The organism is Gemmatimonadota bacterium (genome assembly GCA_022560615.1).
Taxonomy (GTDB): domain Bacteria; phylum Gemmatimonadota; class Gemmatimonadetes; order Longimicrobiales; family Gaopeijiaceae; genus UBA1138.
This window is the reverse complement of the sequence record JADFSR010000064.1, coordinates 1-12868: the sequence shown is the minus strand read 5'-3', so window position 1 is coordinate 12868 and position 12868 is coordinate 1. Positions and strand designations below refer to the sequence as shown.

Annotated in this window: 10 protein-coding genes; 4 read left to right on the top strand and 6 right to left on the bottom strand. The window is 63.8% G+C overall.

Annotated features, from left to right (window positions below; translation table 11 throughout):
* A partial coding sequence (locus IIB36_19285; GenBank protein MCH7533886.1) for a CRTAC1 family protein occupies positions 1-1057 on the top strand: 1057 nt, incomplete at its 5' end.
* 576 nt (positions 1058-1633) lie between these two features.
* Positions 1634-2134 carry a TM2 domain-containing protein gene (locus IIB36_19280; GenBank protein ID MCH7533885.1) on the top strand — a complete coding sequence of 167 codons (501 nt, stop codon included), beginning with the start codon at positions 1634-1636 and terminating at the stop codon, positions 2132-2134.
* 100 nt (positions 2135-2234) lie between these two features.
* On the opposite strand, the gene IIB36_19275 is transcribed toward IIB36_19280, so the two are convergent.
* A complete protein-coding gene (locus IIB36_19275) occupies positions 2235-3176 on the bottom strand; it encodes an SDR family oxidoreductase (protein ID MCH7533884.1) in 942 nt (313 codons plus the stop codon).
* A 236-nt stretch (positions 3177-3412) separates the two neighbouring features.
* On the opposite strand from IIB36_19275, the gene IIB36_19270 reads away from it, so the two are divergent.
* On the top strand, positions 3413-5740 hold the full coding sequence (locus tag IIB36_19270) for a protein kinase (GenBank protein ID MCH7533883.1): 2328 nt from the start codon (positions 3413-3415) through the stop codon (positions 5738-5740).
* A 21-nt stretch (positions 5741-5761) separates the two neighbouring features.
* On the opposite strand, the gene IIB36_19265 is transcribed toward IIB36_19270, so the two are convergent.
* The 5 genes from IIB36_19265 to IIB36_19245 form a co-directional block, all read right to left on the bottom strand.
* Complete coding sequence (locus IIB36_19265; protein ID MCH7533882.1) at positions 5762-7243, bottom strand: DUF1501 domain-containing protein; 1482 nt, start codon at positions 7241-7243, stop codon at positions 5762-5764.
* Between the two features lie 3 nt (positions 7244-7246).
* On the bottom strand, positions 7247-9847 hold the full coding sequence (locus IIB36_19260; protein ID MCH7533881.1) for a PSD1 domain-containing protein: 2601 nt from the start codon (positions 9845-9847) through the stop codon (positions 7247-7249).
* 176 nt (positions 9848-10023) lie between these two features.
* Positions 10024-10347, bottom strand: coding sequence for a type II toxin-antitoxin system PemK/MazF family toxin (locus IIB36_19255; GenBank protein MCH7533880.1), 324 nt, complete (start codon positions 10345-10347; stop codon positions 10024-10026).
* Entirely contained in the window at positions 10344-10610 is a 267-nt protein-coding gene (locus IIB36_19250) for a hypothetical protein (GenBank protein ID MCH7533879.1), read from the bottom strand. The genes IIB36_19255 and IIB36_19250 overlap by 4 nt, the downstream gene beginning before the upstream one ends.
* 52 nt (positions 10611-10662) lie before the next feature.
* Positions 10663-12117 carry an anion permease gene (locus IIB36_19245; GenBank protein MCH7533878.1) on the bottom strand — a complete coding sequence of 485 codons (1455 nt, stop codon included), beginning with the start codon at positions 12115-12117 and terminating at the stop codon, positions 10663-10665.
* Positions 12118-12427: 310 nt separating this feature from the next.
* Here IIB36_19245 and IIB36_19240 point away from each other — a divergent pair.
* Positions 12428-12868, top strand: a 441-nt coding sequence (locus IIB36_19240; protein ID MCH7533877.1) for an isoprenylcysteine carboxylmethyltransferase family protein, incomplete at its 3' end; no start/stop codon positions are given.

Below are 12868 nucleotides of genomic sequence, written 5' to 3'. Positions count from 1 at the left end.
ACAAGACACCTACTCGATCAGCGCGGCTGACATCAACGGTGACCAGACCCTCGACCTGTTCTTGAGCCACTGGACATCGTCGTTCGGACACGGTGGTGGATTCCTTTGGGCGAATGACGGTGCGGGATCGTTTACGGACATCACGACGCAGGCCGGGCTCGATGTCCTCGAGTTCACCGCAACGTTCACCGCCAATTTCTCCGACATCGACGGGGACGCTGATCTCGACCTGTTGGTATCGAGCGACTTTGGGACCAGCAAGGTGCTCTTGAACGACGGAGGGGTGTTCAGTGAGTCCACGGGCTCCGTTCTGACCGACCAGAACGGGATGGGGTCAGCCGTGGGCGATTACGACGGCGACGGGGACATGGATTGGTTCGTATCGAGCATTCTTGAATTGAACACGACCAAGTCCGGCAACCGGCTCTACCAGAACGACGGCTCAGGCACGTTCACCGACGTGAGCCAATCGGCCGGGGTACGTAGCGGCTACTGGGGTTGGGGAAGCTGCTTCGCGGACTTCGACAATGATGGCTGGCTCGACTTGTTCCACGTTAACGGCTGGCCACGGGACGATCTCCAACAGTTCGTGGCCGATCCTTCCCGCCTGTTCATGTCCAACGGGGATGGGTCGTTCACGGAAGCCTCTTTAGCCAACGGCCTGATGGACGACGGACAGGGACGGGGCGTGGTCTGCTTCGACGCCGACCGCGACGGCGACATCGACATCTTCGTATCGAACAACGGCGCCGCGCCGCGCTTCTACGTGAACCAGCTTGACCAGGGTAACTACTTGGGGGTGGTTCTGAGGGGCCCGTATCCCAACACCCAAGGGATCGGCGCCCTCATCACGATCACTCCCTCGACCGGGGGTACTCAGGTGAGAGAGATCCGGGCAGGTAGCAACTACGTGTCACAGAATCCTGCCGAAGCACACTTCGGGCTGGGGGACGCCACGAGCGTGGATCTGTCCGTGCGATGGCCCGATGGGATGACGTCGAACCTCTCAGATGTCGCGGCCAACCAACTCCTCGTCGTGTCTCACCCCGGCCTCTAATTTACGGGGGCCCGGGGTCCTTCACCCACTTCATATCGCACAAACCCCAGCACCCCTGCGTCCGCCGGCCCTGGGGGCCGCGCTCTAGTGATGCCCGACAGCCGCCCGTCGTCTACGAGCTCCTGCATTGCGTCGTGGAGCCTCGTAAGGCGCTCCGACGACATGCCCACGCTTCTCCGGCGTGGAGCGCTCAAGCGCCCGAGGTCCCGCCGATGCTGATGCGTTGGAGGCTACGGTACAGCCCGACACCCCGAGCGTGAGCGTAAGGGTGAGTGTGAGCAACGCTGTCCTTGAGCTGATCACGCGCATGATGCCTCCTCGTGGCGGTCAGTCGCGGACGACAAGTGGGTATTGTACGGCGAGGATCGGCAAGACAAAAGGTTGACGGAGAGGAGTATATGTTGAAGAAGTATGTGTTGCCGGACAGAAACGTTATCCTGTTTCGTGCCGCCCATGACGGCGCGGCCGGCGGTCTGGGGTTCGCGAATCCCTGAGCACTGAATACCCGTACGGCGCTATGCGTATACTCAACAAACGTTCGCCCTCGAGGGAGTTGCCGCGCAAGCGATGAAGCCAATGGAACCGATTGACCCGGATCGTGGAGGGTACAGCGAGGGAGTTGGCTACGCGCTGTGGTGCGCCTCTTTCTTGAGTCTCGCCGGCCTGCACCGCATCTACCTGGGGAAGTACGGAACCGGCATCCTCTGGCTGCTCACGTTGGGACTCTTCGGGATCGGCACGATCGTCGACCTGTTCAGGATGAAGAAGCTCGTCCGGGACGCCAATATCCGGGAGGGCTACCTCCCACATCCGCGCTGGGCGGCCGAACTCAACCGGATGGCGCACTCGCCTGCCGCACTTCCGACAGCACCCGAGAAACCCCTCAAGCATCAACTGCTCGACGCCGCGATGGCACTGAAGGGCGAGCTCTCCGTTACCGAGGGCGTGGCCGCCACGGGAGCCAGCTTCGAGGCGGTCGAGAACACGCTCAACGAACTCCTCGAGACCGGCTACGTCGATATCGACAATCGCCCCGACAGCGGCGTGATCGTCTACCGTTTCACGGAACTGCGGTAGAGTTCACGGATCTCGCGTAAAACCGGACGACGTCCTCCCGGACGACATTCTGATTGGCAGGGTCCGGAGTCTGATCGGCAGGGTCCGGAGGTGGACGTCCTCAGGGCGCCCCAGTCAGCTCCTCACTCAGCCTGCGGAGCTTTCTGCGAGCCTCCTCGTCATACGCCTGGTCGTTCGCGCGGGCGGGCCGCATGCGATTGAAGTAGCCGCCACTGCCGATGTCGGGTGACGTGATCAGCCGCATCACCGCGTCCGCCCCCTCGCCGACGGTGGCCCTCGGCGTGAGTCCCGCCCTCCTCACCATGCCCGTGTCCATGTAGGTAGCCGGATGTAGCGCGTTCACGACCACATCGGTTCCCGCCAGCTCCTCGGCCAGGTCGAACGTGAACATGATCTGAGCGAGCTTGCTCTGAGAATAGGCGCGCCCACCGCTGAAGTTGTTCTCGATCATCACGTCGTCGAAATCGATCGCCTGCTGAGCACCCGACGACACGTTGACGATACGTGAGGGGGCGCTCGCGCGGAGTCGAGGTAAGAACATCCGTGTGAGAAGGAAGTGCGAGAGGTGGTTCACCTGGAAACGCAGCTCATGCCCGTCCTGCGAGATCATCCGTTCATCGGGCGCCCTTCCGAAACCGGCGTTGTTGACGAGCACGTCGAGTCGGTCGTAGTCGCGCAGGATCGTCTCACCGAACTCCCGGATCTGGTCGATCGATGAGAAGTCTGCCGCGTAGAAGCGGGCGTTCCCGATGCCCTCGCTCTCGATCGCCTCGACGACCGCCATCCCCCGCTCACGGTTCCGGCCGTGCACGATGACGAAAGCACCCGTCGCGCCGAGTCTGCGCGCGACCTCGCGCCCTAGTCCGCTCGTCGAGCCCGTGACGAGGACGACCTGCTGCCCGGGTCGGGGGGTCGACTGCGCGTCGACAGCCGGTGCGCCGAAGGCCGACGTGCATGCGAGACCGGCCAAGAGCACCGCGAGTCGCAGCGCACCCGGTGAGAGCGATGCCCTATCGTCTTTACGATTCTTACTCAGGTCCATTCGTCGTTGACTCCTTCCTCCCGGTCTCTACGTCGCCTCTCGGTCCTGAATAGCGGCGGCGCGCTATCAGAAATCAAGGGCAACTGGTCCTGGATTCAGGAACGCCCAGCGATGTGGGAGGCGAAAGATCGGCTTGTTTGACGGGTCTGGACCGCCCTCGCTAGCCGAGATCGGGACGGACGGGACAGGCCCATGGCGCTTGCAGCCCCATACGTCTTAGACGCATCTTGTCTGCCATGTCCGATCCCGTCGCCCGCCTGAACACGGCTCTCCAGGGCCGTTACGCGATCGAGCGTGACCTCGCTCACGGCGGCATGGCCACCGTCTATCTGGCCAAAGACCTCCGGCACGAGCGGAAGGTCGCGCTGAAGGTCCTGAAGCCGGAGCTCGCAGCCATCGTCGGGGCCGAGCGGTTCCTGGCCGAGATCAAGACGACGGCCAACTTGCACCACCCGCATATCGTGCCGCTTTTCGACTCGGGTCAGGCAGACGGCTTCCTTTTCTACGTCATGCCCCTCGTCGAAGGCGAGTCGCTGAGAGAGAGGCTGATACGTGAAAAACAGCTTCCGATCGGTGACGCCCTCGAGATCACGACGGCGGTGGCGAGCGCGCTTGACTACGCCCACCGTCACGATGTCATACATCGCGACATCAAACCAGAGAACATCCTGCTTCACGACGGTCACGCGATGGTGGCTGACTTCGGCATCGCACTCGCGGTAAGCGCGGCGGGCGGAAGCCGACTGACCCAGACAGGCATGTCTCTCGGGACACCTAAGTACATGAGTCCCGAGCAGGCTATCGGCGAGGGTGACCTGGATGCGCGCTCCGACATGTATTCTTTGGCCTGCGTGACCTACGAGATGCTCGCGGGCGAACCTCCACATGTGGGCCGGACCGCCCAGGCCATCGTGGCCAAGGTGATCACGGAGGAGGCCACCCGGCTCACGGCCCTTCGCGACACGGTCCCTCCGCACGTGGATGCCACCGTGCACAAGGCGTTGCAGAAGCTGCCGGCAGATCGGTTCGCCAGCGTGGCCGACTTCGCCGAAGCTCTGGCCAACCCGGGCGTGGCCACCCCAACGCGAGCGCCGGCTCGGAGGAGGCCTGCGCTCCCGGCCCTTCTGGGCGCCGGTGGACTAGGACTGGCCGTCGTGGCCGTGGTCGTTTCGGTGCTCATGCGTGGAGGCGATGGGGGAGGCCCTATCGACTCCGTGGCCGTGTTGCCGTTCGAGAACACGAGCGCCGATCCCGATGGAGCGTACCTGAGCGAGGGGATTACCGAGAACCTGATCGACCGGCTCTCCGAGCTGACTGACTTGCGGGTGGTGCCCCGGGGGATCTCGGCTCGTTACAGGGGAGAGGACCTCGACCTAGCCGTGGTAGGCGCAGAGCTGAACGTCCGGGCGCTGGTGACGGGGCGGGTTGGCGAGATAGGTGACCGGTTGGTGGTCCGCGTCGAGCTGATCGATGTAGCCGAGCTCGCTCAGTTGTGGGGTGCCCAGTATGACGAGGGGATCGCAGATATTCTCGAGGTGCAGGCGGAGCTCGTGGCCCAGATCTCCCGCGAGCTCCGGATACGCCTGTCACCCGAGGATGAACGGAGCTTGACTCGTCACGACCCCGAGAATTCGCAGGCCTATCAGCTCTACCTGAAGAGCCGTTACCACACGTTGAAGATCAGCCCCGAGGGCATCGCTCGAGGTCTGGAGTACGCGCAGCAGGCCGTCGATCTCGACCCGAACTACAGTCTCGCGTATGCCGCTTTGGCCGACGCCTTGCTTGCCTCCGGTTTCCAAGGGCTGATGCCCACCGAGGACGCTTATCCCAGGGCTCGGGCCGCGGCGTTGAAGGCGATCGAGCTCGATGAGACGGTCTCTCAGGCCCGGCTCGAGATGGCCCTCGTTCGCTGGTTCGTCGATTGGGATTGGACCGGAGCCCTCGGCGATGCGGAACGGGCCGTCGAGTTGGACCCCACGAACCCGGACGCGCTGAGCATGAACGGGATGTTTCTATGTAACCTGAATCGCGTCGACGAAGGCATCGCTCTGACGCTCCGCGCGGTAGAGCTGGATCCTTTCACGCCTGACAATGTCCAGAACCTGGGGCTCTGTTACGGTAACGCACAGCGGTACGAGGAGGCTCTGGCCAACGCTACTGAGGTGCTCGAGCTGGAGCAGAACAACCTCCGAGCGCGATTTGACAGACCGACCTACCTCGAGAGGCTCGGCGAGCACGACGCCGCCACTGCAGCGATGCTCCAGGCGCTCGAGTCGGCAGGATTGGATCCCGCCACTAGCTTGGAAATGGCGAGGCTGTACGCAAGGATGGGACGTCTTCAGGATGCCAGGGACATCATCGATCGTGTTGACTTGGGCGCCGCCGATCCGGTGATACTAGCTGAGGTCTTCGCCGACCTGGGAGAACGGGACTTGGCTTTCGACGCACTCGAGCGTGCGCTCCGGGAACGATCCAGTCGGCTTCCGTTCTTGGTGAGGAGGGGCCTTGCTCCTCTTCACGACGATCCGCGGTTCGACGACCTTCTCGATCGGGTCGGGCGATAGCTGTTCGGACGTGTCCCTCTGTCAGCCGACGATCTGCGGTATCAGCGTGCCGGCCACGTCCGTGAGCCGCATGTCGCGGCCGCTGAATCGGTAGGTCAGCTTCGTGTGGTCTATGCCCAGCAGGTGTAACATGGTCGCGTGCAGGTCGTGCGCCGACACGGGCTGCTCCACCGCCTTGTAGCCGAAGTCGTCGGTCGCGCCGATGACCTGCCCGCCCCGGATTCCCGCGCCGGCCATCCAAGCCGTCATGGCGCCGGGGTTATGGTCGCGGCCCACGCCGCGCTGCGAGATCGGCATCCGCCCGAACTCCCCGTGCCATACGATGAGCGTGGTATCCAGAAGCCCACGCGCCTTGAGGTCCGTCAACAGGCCAGCAATCGGGAGATCCGACTCGGCAGCATGCTGTGTGTGATTCTCCACGATGTTGGTGTGTGCATCCCAGGTGTCGGTGTTCTGATTGCCGAGGCCGCCCTGGAAGAGCTGCACGAACCGGACGCCGCGCTCGATGAGCCGCCGCGCCATCAGGCACTGCCGCCCGAACGGCTCGGTGATCTCGTTGTCGAGGCCGTAGAGCTTTTTGGTCAAGTCGGACTCAGACGACGTGTCGATCGCCTCCGGGGCACAACCCTGCATCCGGTAGGCGAGCTCGTACGACGAGATGCGAGCCGAGAGCTCGGAATTGCCGGGATGTTTCTCCATGTCGATCTCATTCAGCTTCGCCAGCACGTCCAGCCGAGCGCGCTGTGCTTCCGGCGTCATCCCTTCCGGGGGCTCGAGGTCGACGATCGGGTCACCCGAAGCGCGGAACTGCGTGCCCTGGTAGCTCGCCGGCATGAAGCCCGCGGACCAGTCGTTCGGGCCACCGAGCGGCCCACCCCGATAGTCGGTCATCACGACGAACGCCGGCAGGCTCGAGCTCTCCGACCCGAGACCGTAGGTCACCCACGAGCCCACGCTCGGAAAACCCATGCGGATCTGGCCGGTCTGCATCTCGTAGGTCGCCTGGACGTGATCGTTCGATCGCCCGTACATCGAGCGAATGAAGGCGATCTCGTCGACGTGCTTCGCGATGTGCGGAAAGATCTCGGATACCTCGATCCCGCTCTCGCCGTACCGGTCGAAGGAAAACGGGCTCGGCATCAGCGGACCCGGATAGCCCTGACGCACGACGATGTTTCCATCCACGTGGGTGTCCAGCGGCTGCCCCGCGTACCTCGTGAGCGCCGGCTTCGGATCGAAGGTGTCGACGTGGCTCACTCCGCCACTCATGAACAGCGAGATCACGGCGGTGGCGCGCGGAGCAAAGTGCGGCGCTTTCGGCGCGAACGGGTTACCCGGCACCGGCTCGTCGCACGGCCCCGGAACTTGCGGCTCCGCCGCCAACAGTCCTTCGCGGTCGAGAAGATGGGCGAGGGCCACTCCGGCTATACCGCCGCCCGACTGAAAGAGGAAGTCGCGACGCGACCAAAACGTCTTCTCGTGACATCCGCACTGATGACTCATGCCTCACCTCAGGTAGAGGAACTCGCTCAAGTTGAACATCACGTGTGTGAGATCCACCAGCGAACGCTCTGCGACGAGTTGACCGCCGATCTCCGCCTCCGCTTCCGTGGGAGGCCTCGTCAACGCGATTCGGTACGCTAGGTCGACCTGCCCCGCCACGTCGTTCGGCGCTTCCCGCTCCACTCGCTCCGCGAACAGGCTGGCCTGCCCGAGCACGAACGGATTGTTGAGAAGCGTCAGCGCCTGCGTCGCCACCGTGGACACGTTGCGGGAAGCCGTCGTCACGCCCTGGTCGGGGAGGTCGAACGTCTCGAAGAACGGGAAGACCAGCGAACGGCGCCGATAGACGTAGACGCTGCGGCGCCACACTGCCGGGCCGTCCGGCTGGTTGTCCCAGCGACCATGCGCCTGACCCGCCAGAATCTCCTCAGGTATGTATGGGAACACCGGTGGCCCGCCGACGGTGAGGTCGATGCCTCCGCTCGAAGCCATGATGGCGTCTCTGATGATCTCGGCCTCGAGCCGCCGAATGCGGAAGCGCCAGAGGCTGAAGTTCTCCGGATCGTTGGCGATGTTGCTGGCATCCTCGTACGCCGACGCCATCTGATAGGCCTCGGACGTCATCATCAGACGGTGCATCCGCTTGACGCTCCAGCCGTTACTCGCGAACTCCACCGCCAGCCAGTCGAGGAGCTCAGGGTGGGTCGGGGGATCGCCGACCGCGCCGAAATTGTCGAGCGTAGCGACGATGCCACGTCCGAAGTGATGGTACCAGATCCGGTTCACGAACACGCGTGCCGTCAGCGGGTTCCCCTCGGAGGTCAGCCACTGTGCGAGCGCCAGGCGCCGGCCGGACGTGCGCCCGTCGGGCCGGGAAATTTCCGTCGGCGGATCGCCGTAGGTCGCGACCTTGACGAAACCAGGCGACATCACCGGTCCCAGGTTGAAAGGGTCGCCGCGGATGAGAAGGTGACTCGTCGGAACCTCGTACCGTCCCGGCCCCTCGTGCAGGTAGCTGCCGGGCTCGTCCGGTGGCACTCGGCACGCGGGACAGCCGATGATCTCGTCGCCGGGCCCGTCCGGGGTGAATCGGTAGTCTCCGTCGGTTACGATGTCGGCCATGGGCGGTCGTTCCGGCCGCTCCCGGCCCACTGCGGTGACGCGATCGCTCAACACCCGCCGTCGGGCGGCGTCTTCCGGCGTCAGCGCCGCGCTCACACTCCCTCTGGACACACCCAGTGAGAGTACCTGATCGGCGAGGAGCCGCTCGCCCGGTGTACGCTCGCTCTCGGGCTTCAGCACAGCGCGGAGCACGTCCGCCGGGAATTCGCGCTCCAGGCGCTCGATCTTCAATCGGTCGCGGTACGGAGCCTCGATCTCGGCAATCTGAGCTCTCAGAATGCGTTGCCGCTCAGCGACGTCCGCGATCTTCGCCAGGTACGCCTGACCTTCCGCGCGCGGGAGCAGCGGATACTCCGTCTCGACGTACCCGAAGAGCGAAGTCGCCAGGCGGTAGTAGTCGGTCTGGAGAATCGGATCGAACTTGTGGTCGTGGCAGCGCGCGCACTGAACCGTCAGGCCGAGCACTCCACGGCCGAGCGTGGCGACGATGTCGTCGAGGTACTCGTACCGCCGCTCCGGGTTGTCCTTTTCACGAAAGTGCACGCGGGGACCGGCGCGGAGGAACCCGGTGGCGATCCGGGTCTCGTCGGTCGCCCAGTCGAGCTCATCGCCGGCGATCTGTTCCTCGATGAACCGGTCGAAGGGCTTGTCCCGATTGAACGCAGAAATGACGTAGTCGCGATATCGCCACGCGTTGGGTCGGTCGTAGTCCTGCTCGAAGCCGTCCGAGTCCGCGTACCTCGCTACGTCCAGCCAGTGGCGACCCCAACGCTCGCCGTAGTGGGGGGAAGCCAGGAGCTGTTCGATCACACGCTCCCACGCGTCGGGCCGCGCGTCGGCCAGGAACTCCGCCGTTTCCTCGGGCGTGGGCGGCAACCCGATCAGATCGAGGTACGCGCGCCTGAGCAACGTGCGGCGATCGGCGCGCGGTGCAGCGGTGAGGCCCTGCGCCTGGCGCGTCTGCTCGAGGAAACGATCGATGGGATGCTCGAACGGCGATGCCGTGGGAACGGGACCCTGCACCGGGAGCTGGAAGGCCCAGGCCTCGCGAGCCCCAGGGGGAAGTTCATCAAGCGCGCCCGCGGCCACGGCCAGCGTGGGCCCATCGTCCCAGTGCGCACCGCCATCGATCCACGCGCGCACTGCGACGATCTCTGCGGCACTCAAGGACGGACCATCCCTCGGCATCAGAGGCTCCTCGAGCCCTGCGATCATGCGGTAGAGCAGACTCTGGTCGGCACGGCCAGGCACGATGGCCGGGCCGCTTCTGCCTCCCGAAATCGCGTCGTCACGAGTACGTAGGTCGAGACCGGACCGCTGGAATTCCTCACCATGACAGCTCCAGCAACTCCGCTCCATGATCGGTCGGATATCGCTGGTGAACGTGGCGGGATTCTGGGCTTCAGCGTCGGTGGTCGTCATGACCGTGACGGCCAGGAAGAAAGCCGGAATCAGTCCGATGGACGTTTGGAGTGCGCGCATTACCACCTCGCCGTGATCCCCCTTTCGCGAAACCGCCGATCAGGGATTCTCCGGGCAAGAATAGGTGGCTTCGTGCCCGTCACGCAAGGAAAAGATGAGGTGGCCCTCGTAGAGGAGTCGCATGCGGGGGGACACTCATGGACTGATCGAATCCCGGATGTTAACCGAACAGGTACTCAAAGTAGGTCGAAAGCACTCCTCAAGGCGCGATTCAGCTGTGAGGCGAGCGCCCCGGTCAGGGAACCGACGTAGTCTGTCAGCCGCGCCTTCTGAACGCTCACGAGGTTGTCGCACATGATCCAAGAATCGTGCTTCAGGCCTTGATCGGGCCCGACCGGAACCTGGGTGGAGAGGCCGTCCCCTCGTGAGTAGATGGGCGCACAGACTACGGTAGCAAAACGGGAGTCGATCAGCACCTGACGGCTGACGACCACGTAGACTCGGGAATCGCGCTTGTCTCCGTGGGGCCTGCGAACTCGGTAGAACTCGCCCCTCCTCATCCTTCCGATCCCTCAGGGACCTCGTCCACCCCCCCGAGCCACGTGGTTTGGTACTGGAGCACGTCAAACGCCTCTTCGTTCAACGCCTCCGCAACACGATCGAGAATTTCCCGGTCCCGGTCCTGTTCCTGATTGAGCGCCCGCCGCCGCAAGAAACCCCTGAGCACGCCCTCGATGAAGGTAGATCGTGACTCGAACCCGGCGGCTCGATCCACCTCGTCCAGGAGATCTTCGGATAGTGTGATAGATGTCTTCACTTTCATGCTACCAATATACTACCCAAGGAAGGAGCGACAAGCCGAGGCGAGACCCGGACTACGCCACTCCGAACGCGGGCCACCACCTGGCCAGCGCGTACCCCAACGTCACCAGAGTCACGAGCACCAGAAGTGAAGCGAAGAGACCTTTGACGGCCATCGTCTTCAGGTTCACCCCGTATCCCGCCGCCACGGCGGGTCCACCGGCGGACGAGGGGAGGACGAAGCCACAGTTTCCGACCACCGTCACGATATAGACGAACGGGATCGGATTCAGATCGAGCGACTGGAAGGTGCTGATGGTGATCGGGACAACGATCGCGATGGCTGCGGTGTTGCTGGTGACTTGTGTGAGCACCATGGTCAGAAGAGAGAACACGAGCACGGCCGTGAAGCCGCCCGAACCGGCGTACGGCACCAGCGCGTTCGCGAAGGCCTCCGCGGCACCCGAGCCGCTCAGGATCCGCCCCAACGCGATGCCTCCGGCGAAGAGATAGAACAGGCCCCAGTACATGTGTTCTTGAGCGAACGGCCACGTGATGAGCGGCCCTTCGCGCGTACGAATCGTGAAGCTCGCCACAGCCATCGCAACAAACGCGAACGCGGGCGTGAGGCCGGGAATGAATTCCGCGTACAGAGGTCGCCCGAACGCGAGCGCCACCGCCACCGTAAACAGTACGAGCCCCCACTTTTCCTCCGTCTTCATGGGGCCCAGCGCCCTGAGCTCCTCCCGGATATAGTCCTTGGAGCCGGGCAGCGTGGCGACGTCCAGCGGCATCGCGAACCGCAGGAAAAGGAACATCACGAGCACGATCACTGCGGTGATCGGAGCGAGCCGCAGGGCCCAGGTCAGGAACAGGAACTCCTGACCCGTGATCAACTCCTCGATGAAGCCGACGGCCAGGAGATTCGGGGCGCCACCGAGCGGCGTCGCGGCGCCGCCCGCGCTCGTCCCCCAGGCCACGGCGATTACGAGTGCCGTGCCGACGCGGCTGTTCCAGAGGTCCTCGATGCCGATGGAGCGCAACATCGCGACGACGATCGGAATCATGGCGGCGGCGACGATCGTGTTCGGCAGAACGCTCGAGAGGGCCGCGCTGACCAGAAACCAGACGAGGATCTGTCTCGACGTGTCGGTCCCCACTCCCAGTAGCGCGGCGAGGCCGATTCTCCGATCGAGCCCCCATCGGGTCCAGACGCTCGTCAAAATGTTCGCGCCCAACAGGAGAAGGATCGTGTCCTGAGCGTATGAGGTCGCGACCTCATCCATGGGCGCGAGTCCGAAGACCGCGGCGACCGGGAGTGGGAGCAGTCCCGTGACCGCCAGGTGCACGGGCCGGGTGATCCACCACCAGGCCATCCAGATCAGCAGCCCCATGGCGCCGCGAGTCTCGAACGCCAGTCCACCCAGAGGCGTGAGCAGCAGCACGGCGAAGACGACCGGCCCGGCCACGAGATGAAAAAGCTTCGCTGGCGGGGATGCGCTCGGGTTGGCCTCCGGTCGCTCGCTCACGCGGTGATCTTCATCGAGCCCACTCGTGGAAAGCACACGGCTTGACCTCCCCTCGCGAGGCCTTGCCCAGGCCAAGGTGCACGCTCGCCGTTCGCCCGTGCAAGGACGGGACGATAAAGGTCCTCTGGGCCACGAGTACACTTCGGGCTGATCCTGTATACCGAACAAGAAACCGCAGATTCCTAAATCGCGATGACAGGCGTGTGACAAGGTTCCGCTTGCGCCGCACCCTTCGAATCCGGTAGGATGCGTCGGACCCAAGACGGAGAGTATAGATAAACCTCAGCAACACCTTGCAAGGAGCCTCACAATGGCTAAGGGACTTGCGTTTCTCTATGGTGTCGTGGCGTATCTGCTCTTCCTGCTGGCCTTCCTTTACGCCATTGGCTTTACCGGCAATGTGATCGTTCCCAAGGGGATCGACGACGGGGGCCTCGGGTCCGTCGGTCAGGCCATCTTGGTCAACGTGCTTCTGTTGGGATTGTTCGCGATTCAACACAGCGTCATGGCCCGTCCCGGCTTCAAGCGCTGGTGGACCAGATTCGTCCCGGAGTCGATCGAGCGTAGCACGTACGTCCTCTTCGCGAGCCTGATCCTCCTCCTGCTCTTTTGGCAGTGGCGCCCGATGACTGGGACCGTGTGGAGTGTTACGGGATCAACATGCAGCACGATCCTCTGGGCGGTGTTCGGTTTGGGCTGGATCGGCGTGCTCTTGTCCACGTTCATGATTGGACACTTTCACCTATTCGGC